Origin of the sequence: Acinetobacter sp. NRRL B-65365 (assembly GCF_001605865.1) — a bacterium.
Lineage (GTDB): Bacteria > Pseudomonadota > Gammaproteobacteria > Pseudomonadales > Moraxellaceae > Acinetobacter > Acinetobacter vivianii.
The window spans coordinates 38012-56366 of the sequence record NZ_LRPD01000035.1 but is presented as its reverse complement, the minus strand read 5'-3'; the positions used below and the strand labels follow the sequence as shown (position 1 = coordinate 56366).

Sequence of the window (18355 nt, the reverse complement as noted above, 5' to 3'; positions counted from 1 at the left end):
TCGGCTTTCTGGCGTGCTTTGGCATCGGCTTCAGCTTTCGCACTTTGTTCAGCTCTGCGTTTTGATTCAGCTTCAGTTTTTGCCTTGGCATCAGCTTGACGTTTTGCTTCAGCATCGACACGTTGTTTTTGTGCCTGTGCTTCTGCAAGTTTACGTTGTTCCTCGACCTGCTTGGCACGAGCAGCTTCATCGGCTTTACGTTTTTGTTCAGCTAATTTTGCTTGTTCCACCTTTTGTTTTTCAGCTGCAAGTTGTTGTGCAGTTGGTGGTGGAGGGGCTACAGGAATATTTTCAGGTAAGGTCGGATCTACATTTGGACTGACCACTTCTGGTGCTTGTTTATCAGCAGTGACTTGCTGTTCAGGCTGCTGAAGCGATTGAGGTAAATCTTCTGGCTTCACCAAAATAGTGGTGAGTTTTTTAGGCTCTTCTGGTGGTTTACTCAAGCCTAAAAACAGTAAGCCAACAATCGCGATTGCATGAACACCGAGTGTGAAACCCAGTGCAATCGCATTTTGCTTAAAAGGCGGCTCTTGAAATTTCTTCATAATTTATTTTAAAGACTTCGTGAGTAAGCCGACTTGGGTTAGGCCAGCTTCTTGTAAACTAGACATAAGAGCGACAACTTCGCCATACGGACGAGATTCTTCTCCATTGACTAATACCATCAACTTCTTATTTTCTTGTTCAGCTTGAGTTTGAGCTTCACTTAAAACTGCCTCAAGCTGGGTAAGAGAAAGTGGCTCACTATTTTGGTGTTCTTTATATTCAAGATAAATATTTCCATCCTTACCTAAAGTTACCATCGCTGGCATATCTTTAGATTCAATAGGATGGTTATTGGCTTGAGGTAAATCTACTTTGATACCACTGGTGATCATGGGTGCTGTCACCATGAAAATAACCAGTAGTACTAACATGACGTCGATATAAGGAACGACGTTCATATCGCTTTTCAGTGGTTTTTTAATTCGCTCAAAACGTCCAGATCTTTGAATCGCCATTATGCATCTTCCTGTGTCGTTCCAATCGCTTGACGCTGTAAAAGAGCAACCATTTCTTCTGCAAATAAGGCACGGTCTGAATAGATCGATTCGCCTTTGGCGGTGTAGTGGTTAAATGCAAGTACCGCTGGAATTGCAGCAAATAAACCGATTGCTGTAGCGATGAGCGCTTCGGCAATACCCGGTGCAACTGTTGCCAGAGTAACTTGATCCACCGCAGCCAGACCGATGAAGGCATTCATAATGCCCCAAACAGTACCAAATAAACCAATATAAGGTGCAACAGAACCAATGCTGGCAAGTGCACCTAAGCCTTGTTCTAAACCGCCTTGATCACGGCTTAAACCGACACGAAGAATACGTTCAGTTCCTTCGATGGTTTGATTGGTATCTGCTTTACGTTTTTGTAATTTGAAAAACTCACCCAACCCTTGATAGAAGATGTCTTCTAAACCACGACGTTTAGAGTTGAGTTGAGCGTTATTATAAAGGGTATTTAATTCGGCACCTGACCAGAACATCTTTTGAAAATGCTCATCATCTTGTCCTGCTTTTTTGAAGCCCATATGCAATTTGGCGATTAGATACCAGCTATAAATTGAAGCAAGTAATAAAATCAGCATGACCAGTTGTACAACAGGACTTGCTTGCAAAATAAGGTCGGAGATGTGTAGAGAAGATTCTAAATTAGTTGCCATAAGTTACTGTGCCGAAAGTTTATTTTAGTCCTGTGCCAATTCTTTTTGAATCAGGCCACGAATTTCATCAGGAAGTCGACGTGGCATTAACTCTTTGTTTAAACACGCCAACACAACCTCACCTGAAGCCAGCAAGATTTCACCACGATAAATATTTTGTTGCAACACAAATGATGCAGCTTTACACGAAATAACACGTGCTGTAACGGTAATTAAGTCATCCATTAATATAGGTCGTACATATTTGACCTGAATCTGGTGCACAACGAAGTTGTAATCTTGTTGATGCCAGTAGTGATCAACGCCTGCAGCGCGTAACCATTCAGTGCGTGCACGCTCCATAAAACGGATATGGTTGGCATGGTAGACGATACCACCTGCATCTGTATCTTCGATATAAACACGAATTTTAAATTCAAAATGATTCGCCATGAGAGTATTCCGTTCTAGTTCACTATAGGGCTTTATATTTAAAAATATGACTGCTAAATAAAACACCAGTTCTATTCAACGTCATAGACCTGCTTTAAATACGGGGCAGTTTAGCAGATTGCATACTAAGTCCTATGGCACAACCTTTCAATTGCGATTGCGGTCTTTATTGTCTAAAACGGGACGCTCTATAACTTGTATGTTGTTAAGTTAAGACGGTTTCCATGCGGCCTGAACTTGTTTCGCGATTTCTGGATAATCTAAGATGAATCTTACATGCAGCTCTGTTCCTGTTTTTAAGGCTTTATCATCGACGATAAAATAGGGGCTATGGTTCGGTGCGGCTTGACTTAAGTCCTGATTTTCAGGTGTCGCACCTAAGAAAACAAAGAAAGACGGCATTAATTTTCCATAATAGGCAAAATCCTCACTGGCACTTGCATTATGGTCCATCAGATGAAGTTTCGAATCTCCGACAGCTTTGGTCAATGTTGGCTGAATAAGTTGAGTGAGTGCCTTGTTATTCATTGTTACTGGAGCATAAGGCGCAATCTCAACTTTGGCCGTTACCTCATTGGCCTGAGCATTATGTTCAACAAGAGTTGGTAAACTTTTTAAGATGTTGTCTCGTATCTGTTCGTTGTTGGAGCGAATGGTACCAATCATATTAACTTGATCAGGAATGATGTTTCCTGCCGTTCCACCTTGAATATTACCAATACTGATGACGCCCATGCCTTGAGTCAGATCGGTTCTTCGACTAATAAGACTTTGTATATTGTTAATCATTTGAGCTGACGCATAAATCGGATCTCTACCTAACCAAGGGGTGGAACCATGAACTTGTTTGCCGTTGACTTGAATACGTAAATGATCTGCACTGTTTAAAATCGCACCATCTTTATAGTAGAGATGTCCGCTTTTCATACCAGACATGACATGCATACCAAAAATAGCTTCTGGCTTATCGTCTTTAAATGCTCCGTCCGCGATCATTTTTCTTGAGCCGATTTGATCGCCATGTGTGAAATTATCGATATCTGCGCCACCTTCTTCGGCGGGTTGAAATACAAAAACGACTGTGCCTGATATTTTATCTTTGTTGGCTGCCAGAATTTTTGCTGCGCCTAAGAGCATTGCAGTGTGAGCATCGTGTCCACAAGCATGCATTACATAAGTTTCTTTACCTTGATAGATTGCTTTTTGTTTGCTGGCAAAGGGAACGCCACTTTTTTCCTGCATCGGTAAAGCATCCATATCCGCTCTAAGCGCCATGACTGGACCGGGTTTATCGCCTTTTAAGATGCCAATGACTCCTGTTTTTGCATAACCTGTTTTGACTTGAATGCCATAAGATTTCAATTCTTTTTGAACAAGCGCAGATGTTTTAAATTCCATATTGCCAAGTTCGGGGTGCTCATGGATGTGTTGTCTTAATTGAATAACCTGATTTTCATTTTGTTGTGCGGCATCTTTTATCCAATCTGCCATACTGAGTTGACTCATGAGGGCGAGTGGAAGTAATAAAGCGGCTTTCTTATACATATCCTTATCCTAAAAATTATTGTTTATCAGATTTACGTTGTATTTTTCTTATAATGCAGTTCTTGAAAATATTAAAAAATCAATAAGGTATAAATAAAGACTTAAAAGGTATAGAGTCGCTAATTTGTTGATAATAGAATTATTATTTTGCTTTAGGGAGAAGGTTCAAATTAAAAAAAAGAAGAGAAAACTCTCTTCTTTTGCTTAGTTGTTTGACTCAGGCGGTGTCATACCAAACTGTAAATATGCCATATTGGTTGCAATACGACCGCGAGCAGTTCGCATCACATAACCTTGCTGAATCAAATACGGCTCAATCACATCTTCCAGTGTTCCGCTGTCTTCTGCCATCGCTGCGGCTAAAGCTTCAACACCTGTCGGTCGTCCTTCAAAACGTTCCAGTAACATACTGAGATAACGTCGATCTAGCGTATCTAAGCCTGCTTTATCAACATTGAGCATATCCAAAGCGCGTTGTGCCATGTCTTGAGTCACTTCACCTGTGCCTTTGACTTGCGCATAGTCACGAACACGACGTAATAGACGGTTGGCAATACGCGGTGTGCCGCGTGCACGACGGGCGATTTCTGTTGAACCTTCGTGCGTAATCGGCACATCCATCAAATTGGCAGAACGTGTCACAATATGCGTCAAGTCCTCAACCGAATAGAACTCTAATCGTTGCACGATCCCGAAACGATCCCGTAATGGCGAAGTCAACAAACCTGCACGTGTTGTTGCCGCAACTAAAGTAAATGCAGGTAGATCCAGCTTGATTGAGCGGGCAGCAGGACCTTCACCAATCATAATATCCAGTTGATAGTCTTCCATCGCAGGATAGAGGATTTCTTCAATCACAGGTGAAAGACGATGAATTTCGTCAATAAACAGAACATCACCTTCTTCCAGATTGGTCAGCATGGCAGCCAAATCGCCAGCACGTTCTAACACTGGGCCAGAAGTCGACTTTAAATTACCACCCATTTCGCGCGCGATAATATTCGCCAAAGTGGTTTTACCCAAGCCTGGCGGGCCAAAGATCAGGGTATGATCAAGTGCCTCACCACGACCACGGGCCGCGCCAATGAAGATTTCCATTTGCTCACGTACCACAGGCTGACCGATATAATCAGCCAAAGAAGTGGGACGAATGGCACGATCAAAATGATCTTCAGGTTTTTCTGTTCCGCTAATAAGACGATCTTGCATATATCTATTACTTCATCATGGATTTAAGCGCAGCACGGATAATGTCGGCTGACTCAGTATAATCTGCTTTGACGGCTGCAACGGCTTTTTGTGCTTCAGCCGGTTTATAACCGAGCGATTGTAATGCGGCTTCGGCCTCGGCAACAGGTGAGTTTGACATGAACTGGATTTGCGTTGCCGCTGCATTGCTTGAGCTGCCTGTAGGATGGGCCAAGGCTTTAAAGCGATCACGTAATTCAATCATTAAGCGTTCAGCTGTTTTTTTACCTACACCTGGAACTTTAATCAGGGTATTTACATCGTCATGTTCAATAGTATGAATCAGCAATTCAACACTCAGGGTTGAAAGAATGCCTAGTGCCATTTTAGGGCCTACACCATTGACTTTGAGTAGCGTGCGGAAAATGGTTTTTTCCTGCGCATCAATAAAGCCATACAATTGCTGTGCATCTTCACGGACAACTAAATGTGTCCATAACGTGACTTTTTGTCCTTTTTGTAATTGGCAAAATGTTGAAAGTGGGGTGTCGATTTCATAGCCAACGCCATTCACGTTCAGTAATACGGTTGGGGCTTCCAGGGCAAACACTTCGCCAATTAAACATCCGATCATGAGTAAAATTTCACTATTTTTTAAAACAATTTAGTTGGTGATTTAAGAGACTAACTGGGCTTAATTTAAGCCTTTAAAAGAATCCTATTTTATTTCCTTGCAACTCTTGCGCCAGACTATAAGCCTGATGGTCAGAGAACTTACTAATAATATCCAAGACTTGCATAATATTATTATAATGGTTGTTTTGCAGATTTACGCCTGAATGTTGCAAAATTGACATTAATCGCTGTTCTTTAAAGCTTAATGTCTTATGTGGCATGGTCAAAGGAATAAATGCATCCAGAATGGTTTGTAGACTTTGATGGGCAATAATCTCTAAACCTGATTTTTGAGGATGTTCAAAAATTCGGTCACGTGCCAGATTTTTCGCCGTTTGAATGCCTGCCTCAATATCTGGTGAGCAATATTGTAATAGGCTACCTTTGAGCTGACCTGTCAAAATTTCAAAATGGTGCTTGGCAAACGCAGTGGTGACTTCATCGACCAAACGCTTCATGACGCGTCCGCGTAATGCTGCAATTTTTTGCTGCCAAGTGGTATGCGGTAAATGCAATTCCTCTGGATAGCCATAATCAGCAATCAAATTCAGGAAAATCGGTTCAACTTCAGCATAGTTCAACATATTGAGAATAATGCCATCTTCCAGATCAATTAGCGCATAGCAAATGTCATCGGCTGCTTCTAATAAATAGGTCAGTGGATGACGGCAATAATGATATTCACCCAGTTGAATCAGGCCGAGCTGTTCAGCCAATTGTTTTAAAATTTCTTTTTCAGATTGATAACAGCCAAATTTTGCCCGTTGATGAGAAGGGGTATCACCTTGTTCTTCAATCGTTTTAGACAGCCACGGATATTTTAAATAAGCACCCAGCGTGGCACAGGTCAGGCGCATACCGCCATCATCAGGGTGATAATCAATACGACTTAAAAGACGGAGTCCTTGGGCATTGCCTTCGAACTGACGTACATCAGCTTCTTCTTCTGGGGTCAGTTTGGTTAGAAAGTCGCGATGTGAAGCATCATCAAACCATTCACGGATTGCGTATTCGCCCGCATGACCAAAAGGAGGGTTGCCGATATCATGCGCCAGACAGGCTGCCTGAATAATTGCACCGACATCGGCAGGTGAAATCCACATCGGTAACTCATCTTTGATTTTTTCTGCTGCCAGCATGCCCAGCGAGCGGCCAATACAAGACACTTCCAGTGAATGGGTTAAGCGGGTGTGAATCCCGTCATGTTGGGTAAGCGGATGAACCTGTGTTTTTCTATTCAGTTGTCGGAAGCTTTGGGAAAATATAATTCTGTCGTAATCTTTATGGAATGGGCTACGGGCCAATTCTGTACTGCTTTTTTTACTACCTAAACGAATTGCGGAAAGCAACTCTAACCAACGCATTTGTTTCATTTATCATTATTCACTATGAATTCAGTTTCATCATGCCAAAAAAAAGATTAAAGCACTAGAGTAGGGCGACATAAGTTGTCTTGGATAAGTAAGCAGTCCTTTATAGTTTTGTATTTCATGGTCATTTAAATCTGTTCAGCGCAAAATCTAAAGGAAAAATAAGATTTTTATGTCTAGTAAATAATCTATGCACTTGTTTGGATCAGGCATCCAAACAAGATGATTAATGAATGACTTCATATAAGCTTTATTTAGGGAGAAATCAGACGATTGCCTATAGTGTTAAACTTTTTTATCAACACGGTGATATCTAAAAAGACGAGGCGTGAGTTTGGAATGTGATTTGGGTATCAGGTTAAATGAATTGTTACGAATAAAGTAAAATCAATAAAGCTACAATAAATTAAGTCATTTGAAGTAGAAAACTCTGATTTTTAAGATGGATATGGCTAGCTGAAATGAGGCTTTCACAGTAGAATATGCGCTCTCTTATAAGTCACATTGTGGTAGGTTCGTTAGACCCGCCCGTGGAGCCAAAGTCAACATGTTTATCGTGGCCGGTGCATCAGCACATTCTTCTTTCAAGAAAGCTCAACTCTTAAATCGCTTAACGTCAATGAGTTCTGTTCAATCTTTTGACAGCCAGTGGGTTTATTTGTTTGATCAAGCGCTCAACGAGCAGCAACATCAATCGGCATTACAACTTTTAAACGATGGTCAATCTTTCGAACTTCGCCAAGCTGCAAGTGATGAAATCCAGATTTTAGTCACCCCGCGTGTAGGAACAATCTCACCGTGGTCATCTAAAGCAACCGATATTTTCAAAAACTGTAATACGCCAATTCACCGCTTAGAACGCGGTCTTTTGTTTACATTGAAAGGTGTAACAGAGATTTCGAATGAAGTAAAACTGGCATTACACGACCGTATGACTGAAAATGTTTTTGCTCAAATCGAAGATGCAAAAGCATTATTCTCGGAAACAGCGCCGAAGCCGTTGAACTCAATTGATATCTTGGGTCAAGGTAAAGAAGCGTTAGTTAAAGCCAACAATGAGTTTGGCTTTGCTTTATCTGAGCAGGAAATTGATTACTTAACCGAAGCATTTACCAAGCTGGGTCGTAATCCAAATGACATCGAATTGATGATGTTTGCACAGGCAAACTCTGAACATTGTCGTCATAAAATCTTTGGTTCTGAATGGACAATTGATGGCGAAAAACAGCCATTGTCATTGTTCCAGATGATTAAGAATACTTATAAAGAATCTCCAACGGATGTGTTATCGGCATATAAAGATAATGCGTCTGTGATTGTGGGTTATGACACCATGCGTTTTTATCCGAAAGCGGATGAAAATGGTCACTTCGTTTATAAATATAAGAGCCAAGCTGCTCATATCCTGATGAAGGTGGAAACCCATAACCACCCAACAGCAATTTCTCCATTTGCGGGCGCTGCAACTGGTTCAGGCGGTGAAATCCGTGACGAAGGTGCAACAGGTCGTGGTGGTAAACCAAAAGCGGGTTTAACAGGCTTTACTGTTTCGAACTTGAATATTCCTGGTTTTGAACAACCTTGGGAAGAAAACTACGGCAAACCTTCACGTATGGCATCGCCATTACAGATCATGATTGAAGGTCCATTGGGTGGTGCGGCATTTAATAACGAATTCGGTCGTCCTGCATTAAATGGTTACTTCCGTACCTTCGAACAGAATGTCAATGGTGAAGTGAAGGGCTTCCACAAGCCAATCATGATCGCTGGTGGTTACGGCAACATTCGTCCTGATCATGTAGAGAAAGATGCGATTCAACCGGGTGACTTGCTCATTGTATTGGGTGGCCCTGCAATGTTAATCGGTCTTGGTGGTGGCGCAGCGTCTTCTGTAGACAGCGGTACCATGGGTGAAAGTCTTGACTTTGCTTCTGTACAACGTGAAAACCCAGAAATGGAACGCCGTTGCCAAGAAGTGATTGATACTTGCTGGCGCTTAGAAGACTTTAACCCAATCGTTTCTGTACACGACGTGGGTGCGGGTGGTCTATCAAATGCCATGCCTGAACTTGTAAATGATCATGAATTAGGTGCAGTTCTTAACCTTCGTAAGATTCCATCGTTAGAACCGGGTATGAGCCCGATGGAAATCTGGTCAAACGAAGCGCAAGAGCGTTATGTACTTGCGATTCGCCCAGAATCTTTAGAACAGTTTGAAGAAATTTGTGCACGTGAACGTTGCCCGTTTGCAGTACTTGGTGAAGCGACTGAAGCGCGTCATTTAACTGTTGAAGATCCATTGTTTGAAAATAATGCGGTCGATATCCCGATGCAAGTGATGTTGGGTGGTACGCCACGTATGCAACGTTCATATGAAACGATCGAGCGTACAGGCAACGACTTTGATGCAGCAAAAGTTGATTTGAAAGATGCGATTTTCCGCGTATTGAAAAATCCTACAGTGGCATCTAAATCATTCTTGATCACCATTGGTGACCGTTCGATTACGGGTATGGTTGCACGTGACCAGATGGTCGGTCGCTGGCAGGTTCCTGTTGCGGATGCAGCAGTGACGACCACAAGTTTGCAAGGCTTTACTGGTGAAGCAATGGCAATGGGCGAACGTCCACCTGTTGCATTGTTAAATCCAGCAGCATCTGCACGTTTAGCGGTTGCGGAAGCGATTACCAACATTGCTTGTGCCAACATCGAACAAATTAGTGATATCAAACTTTCAGCAAACTGGATGGCCGCGGCAGGTCAAAAAGGTGAAGACCAAGCCTTGTTTGAAGGTGTGAAAGCGATTGGTATGGAAATGTGTCCTGCATTAGGCATCGCAATTCCAGTCGGTAAAGACTCACTTTCAATGCGTACCACATGGAATGATGGTGAAGAGAAAGCAGTGACTTCGCCAATGACAGGGGTAATCACTGCATTTGCACCAGTTCTAGATGTTCGTAAAACCTTAACGCCTGAATTGAAAAACCTTGCAGACTCGGTATTGGTTCGTATTGATCTATCTAAAGGGCAGTTCCGTTTAGGTGGTTCGATCCTTGCCCAAGTGTATAAAGCGATTGGTTCTGTTACACCTGATGTCGATAGTTTTGATGACTTCAAAGCATTCTTTGCCTTGATTCAAGACTGGAACAATCGTGGTGTGATCAAGGCTTATCATGATATCGGTGATGGTGGTTTATTGGCGACTGTTGCTGAAATGATGTTTGCTTCACGCTTAGGTGTTGCATTAGAAAATCAAACAACGGAAAGCTTATTTGCTGAAGAAATTGGCGCTGTACTCCAAATCACAGCAGCTGATTGGGCGCAATTGCAAGTTGAACTTGCAGCATCAAGCCTAAAAGATGCAATCGCAGTTGTAGGCCGTGTTAATACAACTGATCAATTGGCTGTCAATGGTTTAACTTTAGAACGTGCTGAATTACAACAAGCATGGGCAGAAGTGTCACACCAAATCCAGCGTTTACGTGACAATGTTGAAACGGCTGATCAAGAATTTGCATTGATTGCAGATAAAAATCATAAAGGTTTGATTGCACAAGCGACTTATGATTTGAATGAGCCTGTTGAAGCGCCGTTTATCAATACACGTCGTCCAAACATGGCAATCTTGCGTGAGCAAGGTGTCAACGGTCATGTTGAAATGGCTGCTGCATTTGACAAAGTTGGCTTCAATACTATCGACGTACACATGAGTGACTTGCTTGCAGGTCGTATTAGCTTGAGCGACTTCGAAGGTTTAGTGGCATGTGGTGGCTTCTCATACGGTGACGTGATGGGCGCTGGCGGTGGCTGGGCGAAATCAGTCTTGTTCAATGCAAAATTGCGTGATCAATTCGAACAGTTCTTCCATCGTGAGAGCACATTCAGCTTAGGCGTATGTAATGGCTGTCAAATGATGTCGCAACTTGCACCACTGATTCCAGGTGCAGAGCATTGGGGCCGTTTCCACCGTAATACCTCAGAAGTATTTGAAGCACGTGCTGTTAACGTTCGCGTAGAAAAATCAGTTTCTGTCTTGCTTGAAGATATGCAAGGTTCGATTTTACCAATCGCTGTTGCGCATGGTGAAGGTCGTCTAGTTGCAACTGAACAGCAAATTGCTGCGTTAAATGCTGAAAACCAAGTGATCTTACGTTATGTGGATAGCTTGGGTAATCCAACTCAGCACTATCCGTTGAACCCGAATGGTTCACCTGAAGCGATTACAGGTCAAACTTCTAAAGATGGTCGCGCGACTGTGATGATGCCGCATCCTGAACGTAACTTCCGTGCCTTACAGCATTCTTGGAAGCCAGAAGATTGGGCTGAAGATGGTGCTTGGTTGCGTATGTTCCGTAACGCACGTAAATTTATTGGTTAATTAAAATATAAATGCTTGAAAATGCCACTCTCGAGTGGCATTTTCTTTATTTCAATGCATGAATAAAATCATAGGATATTAAAATAAAAAGAGAACAGGACACTCAGAAAAATGAATCAGCTTAAAGAATTAGAGAAACTCAATAGCCCAAGTTTCAAGTTATTAATTTTCCTACCATTGATCAGTTTTATTGGAAGCTTGCTATTGGCTAAGTCTGGATTCGACTTTAAGGTAATTTATCTGTTTTATCTGACTGTAGTCGTCTTACAAATTATTCTTTTTATACAAGATAGAAAATTTTTGAAGGAAAAACATGCCTTTTGTCCTGCATGGGAGTGGTTTATCTTATTCCCTGTCTATGTGTATAAAAGACAACGAAATAACTTTTTGGACTTAAACTATTTTTATATCTGTTTAATCCTTTTTGTACTCAATACAGTTATAACTGCATATTTAAAAAACTTATAGGCGTCATTCATCTAGGCTAAATGTTTACAAGATAAATTATTTCTCGGAACGATAAAGGTCGAAAATCATACCAGAATGAGTGAAATTTTAGCCTTAGTTTTGGATATCGTTTTATTGCTAGAATTAAGCAAAAATGATGTGTAGGGCGCTAAGTAACTTATCTCATGCAGCTAAAAATGACCAGTAATTGGAAGTACAATGAAATCAAAAATCCATTTCCACGAATTTGCATTACTGATGGCATTGTTAATGTCCATCGTCTCTTTCTCGATTGATGCTGTTTTACCTGCACTGGGTGAAATTGGCCGAGTTTTTACCCTACAAAATAGCAATCAGGCGCAGTGGGTCATCATTAGTATTTTCTCAGGAATGACCATCGGGCAACTGATTGCAGGGCCATTGTCCGATGCGATCGGACGAAAACGGATTTTATTTACTGGCATTGTCATCTATTTCTTAGGAAGCTTGTTGTGTTATTCAACCCAAAGTTTTGAATGGTTCTTGGTCGGGCGTTTTATTCAAGGTATTGGCGTTTCTGGGCCGTATGTGGCTTCGATTTCTATTGTTCGGGATAAATATAGTGGTGCACAAATGGCACGTATCATGTCTTTGATCATGATGGTATTTATGGTCGCACCTGCGATTGCACCCAGTTTGGGACAACTGATTATTCATTTCTTCGGTTGGCGCGATATTTTTGTGTTGTATATGGTCTATGCCATAGCTGTTGGAGCTTGGGTCGCTTTAAGGCTAGAAGAAACTTTAGTGCCTGAAAATCGTTTGCCGATGCGTGTACAAGCATTTAAAGATGGCTTCAAAGAAGTGGTGAGCAATAAAACCACCATGAGTTATTTGCTATGTGCAGGTTTTTGTTTTGGCGGTTTTATTGGATATCTTGGGACTTCACAACAAATCTTTATGCAGCAATTTGGCAAAACAGGGCAGGAATTTAGTGCTTACTTCGCGCTATTAGCAGGTGTGATGGGGATTGCATCTTTTACTAATTCTAGAATTGTTATGAAATTTGGGATGCGCCCCATCTGTATTTATGGCTTTCTTGGCCTATGTTTAATTTCATTGCTATTCCTCATCATTCAGCTTGCTGGTGTCGCTGTTTCGTTCTGGATGTTTATGTTGTATGCCTGCATTCTGTTTTTATTGTTTGGAACACTGTTTGGCAATCTCAATGCGATTGCAATGGAACCGATGGGGCATGTGGCTGGCATGGCTTCAGCGATTATTGGGGCATCCTCCTCCGTACTGTCTTTAATACTCGCTTCGATCATTGGGCAGCTTTATAACGGTACTTTAATTCCAATGACTAGTGGATTTGTGATTTTGTGTGGGTTAGCGTTTGCGATGACACTGTACGAGAAAAGGCAGTTAAATCTGTAGATGATTTAAGTCTTTAAATTAACTAAAATTAATGTTGATTTATTTGATGTTTATAAAAAAAATTTATGATCTTTTTATTTATTAATTTCTGTTGAACATATAGATGTCATTACAGTATGATAAATATTGAATATGAATGATGCTAATTGTAATAGGAGAAATGATATTCCTATAAAAAGAAAATTATATAAAATGTAGTTAGTTATTAAGAAAATACAGTCATCATGTTGTGATATAAGTGAGATGAGTGCAGATAAGGATGTAGATTTGCAGAAAAAAACTATGATAAATAGGAGGAAGGTATATATTAGATAATAGGAAAAGACTCTCATAAATAAGAGGTGAGAGTACTTGAGTTTTGAAAAGCCAAAAGGTTTGTCTTCAGAGTTGTATAGTTCCATTGAAAGGTTGTGGCTAAGCACAGAGCAAAAAATTGTATATCCTGCGATTAGAAATCCTAAAACTGTTAATACAGCTCCTAAAAGTGTAGAGGCAATTGCTGGAATAGCCTCTACAAATTCTTTGTTCTCAATTCCTAGAGTGGAAAATATAGATATAATACTAAATATAAGTAGTAGAAATTTATTTGTTTTAGAAAAAGGAATCTTTCTTGAAGCTATATAGACTTCAAATAGATTATTTTCTTTTAATAACTCTTCGCACATTTTTACATTTTTATTACTTTCCATTGTTGTGTTTCTCAATAGTTTTAAGAACTTCTAATTTATTTTTAACAGAATCTTTTGTCTCTGGAATAATAATTTTCTTTTGACTACTTAATTTTAAAAAAGATTCATATAATTTTTTTCCAGTTTCAAGAATATTTTCTAGATTAACACCACTAATTGTTTTAACAACTTTAAATTTTTCGTTGTTTCCTTTGATCATATCTCCAGATTCATTCACTCCTTCTATAAGAATTCCTTGATTGCCTTGCTCAGTTGCTTCATCGAGCTGTTCGAGTGTTTGATCGAAATCTAATCCCTCTTTTTTGTTTGCGAAGGAAATTGTAGTAGTCGAACTTTTAATTGCATCAGTTTTTAATTGTGCTTTTTTAATTAAATCATTTTTAAATTGTAGTTCATCATTTCTTTTCTTTAAAGTAATTCTAATACTTTCAATCTTTTTATATTGATTGAGAAATTCCTCTAAACTCTCTCGAGTATTTAGAGGTGTAATAGTGACATCTGGTAAACCATATGTCTTGATAAAATCTTTCCGAGCTTCTTGAGGTAAAGTCTCTGCATATTGCTTAGTTTGACGTCGAAAGAATGTTTGGCAAGTATCTTTAAACATCTCTAAGGTTGGAGCATGAGGTGTTTCTTTCAAATAGATCAAGCGATGATTATTTAAAATAAGAACAAAAATTGCTGATGGTGAGGTCTGTATTGAACTTTTTTGAGATTTTAGTTCTTTAGTTTCATAGTCATAGACTTGGGTGCTTGTTAATCTGGTGTCGCGGATAAATCGGCCTACTATGGCAAAGGTCTCTTCTTTATTATTAGGTAATTGGATAACCTTGACCGATTGAAAGAAAAAAACTCCTCGCTTAACCTTCCATGTGTCCTCAATTGTAAAAGCAGGTAATATAATTTCGTGAAGCATATCAACTAGATTTTGATTGTTAAATTTACATACGAAATTTGCAAGTTCATAGGTATAAGTATTAGAAGTCATATAATTAAATTAAAAATGATTTTGCTTAAATATAACATTTAGTTTTTTTATTTCAAGCCAGCACTCTATTTTTGAATAAGATAGAGTTCTATGTATTAATCTCTATATATGAGATTTTTATTTCATGGGGATTTATTTATCATAAAATTTTCCTGATTTTTTTCAATTAATGACACAATCAATAGCCTTAATTAAAAATAATTGGCTCAATTCTTGCTTCTCATATTTTAACAATAAATAAGATATGAGAGAGCAACATGATGAAAAATGAAAACTATTTAAGAACAAGTTATTCAAAAGACAAAGGCTGGTTTTGGTTTGGCTTAACTGTAATCATTCAATTGCTATTTATCGTCGTGAGTTATCTCATTATCAATCTTCCACTTTGATTGTTCAGCTTTTATCACGCTATGATTGAAGTCTCATTGATTTCGATTTGAGCCATTTTACGATGCTAAAGCTGATTTATTACGTGCCAGAATCTCATTTGGAATCTACCAAACAAGCAATCTTTGAAGCAGGTGCGGGTGGTATTGGTAATTACGAATATTGTGCTTGGCAAGTCAAAGGCATTGGGCAATTCAAGCCTGTAAAAGGTGCAGATCCTTTTTTAGGACAATTGGATAAACTCGAGCAGCTTGAAGAATGGCGAGTAGAAACCATTGTCACAGAAGAAAAGGCCAGTGCAGTAGCAAAAGCTTTAAAGGCAAGCCATCCTTATGAAGAGCCTGCCTTTGAGTTTATTCAGGTTTTAGAGATTCATTGAGTTTGACTAGGTTTAATTAAACTGGTCTGAATTAATCGGGCGATATCGGTTGTCCGTGCACGAATCAGCTCTGCCGCATTTTGACAGGCTTCTTCTAGACTGGTTGGGCCGGAAGTTAAAGAAAAGGCAGCCCTAATACCGTGCTCATATAAAGCTTGATAGTTTTGCCCAAGCGTTCCTGCAATTACAATCACAGGGATATTGGCTGCTTGTGCTATTTGAGCGACCCCGAACGGGGTTTTGCCATTTAAAGTCTGTTCGTCAAACTTTCCTTCACCTGTAATCACCCAATCCGCGCCTTGGATTTTTTCTGCAAGCTGGTTCAGGTCTGCAATCACTTCCACACCCGATCGAAACTCGGCTTTTAAGAATGTTTTAGCAGCAAAACCAAGTCCGCCCGCAGCACCTGCACCAGCTTCATTGCGTTGATCAATGCCAAGCAATTGTGTTGTGACATCAGCAAAATGTGACAATGCTTGATCCAGTTCAAGTACCTGATTTGGTGAAGCACCTTTTTGTGGACCAAAAATATGAGATGCACCATTAGGACCGCAAAGTGGATTGGTCACATCAGCAGCCAATAAAAATTTAGTTTGTTGAATGCGTGGATCAAAATTCTCCAGATTGATCTGTACCAGATTTTGCAGGGCAAGACCACCAGCAGGCAAGACTTGATGATCTGCATCTAAAAACTTAGCGCCTAATGCAGATAAAAGCCCCGTACCAGCATCATTGGTTGCGCTGCCACCCACAGTCAGTACTATTTCCTTTGCACCTGCATCCAAAGCAGCGAGGATCAGCTCACCTGTACCAACTGTACTGCTGATACATGCATCACGTTCTGAGGGATGCACCAATTGGATACCACTGGCTTGCGCCATTTCAATGATGGCAATCTTTTCCGTCTCTAACCAATCCCATTTTGCTAATACAGGTTGCCCAAGTGGGCCTTGTACGGTTTGTTCACGCCATTGACCAGAACAAGCTGCTAACACAGCTTCAATTGATCCTTCACCGCCATCTGCCATTGGGCAAGTGATGATTTCTGCATTAGGAAAAACCTGTTGCCAACCTAAAGCAATCGCTTCTGCAACATCATGTGCAGATAAGCTGTCTTTAAAAGAGTCTGGAGCAATGACGACTTTCATATTTTTGAAATTTAGTTTTAATCAGAATCGAGCTTAGACGGTCTATCCGTAAATATCTATATGGATACGCAAAATAAAAACCACTTAACTTTTAGGCTAAGTGGTTTGTTTAAATGATTAACGCAGTGATTAATTGAACTGAGAAAAATCAGGCTTACGCTTTTGCATAAAGGCTTGTACCGCTTCCATCATTTCTGGTGAGCGTACACGTTGCATGAAAATTTCAGCTTCATCATCGACACACGTAATGATTTCAGCCAAATCTTGCTTCATGAGTGCTTTAGTCTGTTTGATCGAAGCCAATGGTAATGCTGCTAAATGTTGCGCTGTTTTTTGCGCTGTCGCATACACATCTTCAACCACATCATTGACTAGATTTGCTTGTACCGCAGTCGCTGCATCAAATTTTTTCGCTGTGAATAATAACTCGGCTGCTTTTTGATAACCTGCCTGTTTCACCAATAAACGACTTGCTGCACCTTCTGGAGATAGGCCAAGGCTGACAAATGGAATCTGGAACAGGGCAGTGTTGTCTGCAAATACCATATCTGCATGTAATAGAATCGTGACACCAATTCCGATTGCAACACCTTTCACAGCAATAATGAGGGGTTTTGAAAAACGAGCTGCTGCTTTTAATAATACAAATGGAGGTTGATCGCCAGCTTTGCCTTCATGTGGCTTTTGAATAAAGCCCATAAAGTCTTTCATGTCATTACCCGCCGTAAAGTCTTGTTCTGCACCGCGGAAAATTACCACGCGAACCTCTTTATCTGCATCGGCTTCATCCAAAGCTTTTGCGATCCAAAGGTAAAGTTCGCCATAGAGTGCATTTTTTGCTTCTGAACGGTTAATGGCTAAGGTGAGTACGCCATCTTCTAAATTTGCTTGCAAATGTTGATGAGGTTGTTGAATACAGCTAAGTGTCATCGTACTATCCTTGCTTTAATCCAGATTGATTTTAAGTGTCCTCATTATGTCGCATATTTATTAGAATGGCGCAACTGATGAGTTCACAAAAAAGTGAAATTAAGCCTATGTACACATTTGACTATCTTGTTTTTATTGGACGCTTCCAGCCATTTCATTTTGCACATATGCAAACCATTGAAATTGCATTACAAAAAAGTCAAAATGTGATCTTGGCTTTGGGGTCGGCTCAATCTGAACGGAATATCAAAAATCCTTTTCTGGCGATTGAGCGAGAGCAAATGATCTTGTCGAACTTTTCTGAACAAGATCAAAAGCGAATTCATTTTGTTCATGTGGTCGATGTCTATAACGATGAAAAATGGGTCAAACAGGTCAAAGACTTGGTCAATGGCGTGATTCAGCCAAATGCAAAAGTCGGTTTAATCGGCCATTTTAAGGATGAATCTTCTTATTATTTACGTTTATTCCCTGAGTGGCAGATGGTGAAACTGGAGAGTTTGAAAGATTCCATTTCAGCAACACCAATGCGTGAAGCCTATTATCGTGGTGAGATTCAAACTGAGTTTTTTCCTGAAGGGACAATCCAGTTCTTGAGCGAATTTCAAAAATCGCCGATCTATCAGAAATTACAGCAAAAATTTAAGGACAATGACCGTTCCAATATCAATGAGTCTTGAT

General features: G+C 40.2%; 16 protein-coding genes and 1 pseudogene. 6 read left to right on the top strand and 11 right to left on the bottom strand.

Annotation, left to right across the window (positions count from 1 at the left end; genetic code table 11):
• The 8 genes and pseudogenes from AWW72_RS13385 to AWW72_RS13350 form a co-directional block, all read right to left on the bottom strand.
• Positions 1-548: pseudogene (locus AWW72_RS13385) on the bottom strand (protein TolA); the annotation flags it as partial.
• A 3-nt stretch (positions 549-551) separates the two neighbouring features.
• A complete protein-coding gene (gene tolR / locus AWW72_RS13380) occupies positions 552-1004 on the bottom strand; it encodes a protein TolR (protein ID WP_062847654.1) in 453 nt (150 codons plus the stop codon).
• Positions 1004-1702 carry a protein TolQ gene (tolQ, locus tag AWW72_RS13375; RefSeq protein ID WP_004771450.1) on the bottom strand — a complete coding sequence of 233 codons (699 nt, stop codon included), beginning with the start codon at positions 1700-1702 and terminating at the stop codon, positions 1004-1006. Before tolQ ends, tolR begins: the two co-directional genes overlap by 1 nt.
• Before the next feature lie 24 nt (positions 1703-1726).
• Positions 1727-2134 (bottom strand): tol-pal system-associated acyl-CoA thioesterase, encoded by a 408-nt coding sequence (gene ybgC, locus AWW72_RS13370; RefSeq protein WP_062847653.1) that lies wholly within the window; start codon positions 2132-2134, stop codon positions 1727-1729.
• A gap of 210 nt (positions 2135-2344) precedes the next feature.
• Entirely contained in the window at positions 2345-3679 is a 1335-nt protein-coding gene (locus AWW72_RS13365) for a M20 family metallopeptidase (protein WP_062847652.1), read from the bottom strand.
• 204 nt (positions 3680-3883) lie between these two features.
• Positions 3884-4888: a Holliday junction branch migration DNA helicase RuvB gene (gene ruvB, locus AWW72_RS13360; protein WP_004771455.1), complete on the bottom strand. Its 1005-nt coding sequence runs from the start codon at positions 4886-4888 to the stop codon at positions 3884-3886.
• 7 nt (positions 4889-4895) lie between these two features.
• The gene (ruvA, locus tag AWW72_RS13355; RefSeq protein WP_062847651.1) at positions 4896-5501 is read right to left on the bottom strand and encodes a Holliday junction branch migration protein RuvA; all 606 of its coding nucleotides are present in this window, start codon (positions 5499-5501) and stop codon (positions 4896-4898) included.
• Positions 5502-5574: 73 nt separating this feature from the next.
• The gene (locus tag AWW72_RS13350) at positions 5575-6915 is read right to left on the bottom strand and encodes a deoxyguanosinetriphosphate triphosphohydrolase (RefSeq protein WP_062847650.1); all 1341 of its coding nucleotides are present in this window, start codon (positions 6913-6915) and stop codon (positions 5575-5577) included.
• A 544-nt stretch (positions 6916-7459) separates the two neighbouring features.
• On the opposite strand from AWW72_RS13350, the gene purL reads away from it, so the two are divergent.
• The 3 genes from purL to AWW72_RS19330 all read left to right on the top strand — a co-directional run bounded on the left by purL (position 7460) and on the right by AWW72_RS19330 (position 13777).
• Entirely contained in the window at positions 7460-11290 is a 3831-nt protein-coding gene (gene purL, locus AWW72_RS13345) for a phosphoribosylformylglycinamidine synthase (protein WP_062847649.1), read from the top strand.
• A gap of 666 nt (positions 11291-11956) precedes the next feature.
• Entirely contained in the window at positions 11957-13153 is a 1197-nt protein-coding gene (locus tag AWW72_RS13335) for a multidrug effflux MFS transporter (RefSeq protein WP_062847647.1), read from the top strand.
• Positions 13154-13504: 351 nt separating this feature from the next.
• Complete coding sequence (locus tag AWW72_RS19330) at positions 13505-13777, top strand: hypothetical protein (RefSeq protein ID WP_155858558.1); 273 nt, start codon at positions 13505-13507, stop codon at positions 13775-13777.
• Between the two features lie 54 nt (positions 13778-13831).
• On the opposite strand, the gene AWW72_RS13325 is transcribed toward AWW72_RS19330, so the two are convergent.
• The gene (locus tag AWW72_RS13325) at positions 13832-14830 is read right to left on the bottom strand and encodes a hypothetical protein (protein ID WP_062847645.1); all 999 of its coding nucleotides are present in this window, start codon (positions 14828-14830) and stop codon (positions 13832-13834) included.
• A gap of 257 nt (positions 14831-15087) precedes the next feature.
• On the opposite strand from AWW72_RS13325, the gene AWW72_RS19785 reads away from it, so the two are divergent.
• Entirely contained in the window at positions 15088-15219 is a 132-nt protein-coding gene (locus AWW72_RS19785; RefSeq protein ID WP_283231988.1) for a KGW motif small protein, read from the top strand.
• A 62-nt stretch (positions 15220-15281) separates the two neighbouring features.
• On the top strand, positions 15282-15596 hold the full coding sequence (locus AWW72_RS13320) for a YqfO family protein (protein ID WP_062847644.1): 315 nt from the start codon (positions 15282-15284) through the stop codon (positions 15594-15596).
• Here AWW72_RS13320 and AWW72_RS13315 read toward each other — a convergent pair.
• Together AWW72_RS13315 and AWW72_RS13310 are read right to left on the bottom strand one after the other, a co-directional pair.
• Entirely contained in the window at positions 15590-16744 is a 1155-nt protein-coding gene (locus AWW72_RS13315) for a glycerate kinase (protein ID WP_062847643.1), read from the bottom strand. The genes AWW72_RS13320 and AWW72_RS13315 overlap by 7 nt on opposite strands.
• Before the next feature lie 129 nt (positions 16745-16873).
• A complete protein-coding gene (locus AWW72_RS13310) occupies positions 16874-17674 on the bottom strand; it encodes an enoyl-CoA hydratase-related protein (RefSeq protein ID WP_062847642.1) in 801 nt (266 codons plus the stop codon).
• Positions 17675-17781: 107 nt separating this feature from the next.
• Between AWW72_RS13310 and AWW72_RS13305 the strand changes: the two genes are divergently transcribed.
• A complete protein-coding gene (locus AWW72_RS13305) occupies positions 17782-18354 on the top strand; it encodes a nicotinate-nicotinamide nucleotide adenylyltransferase (protein ID WP_171254725.1) in 573 nt (190 codons plus the stop codon).
• The last annotated feature ends 1 nt before the right edge of the window (position 18355 follow it).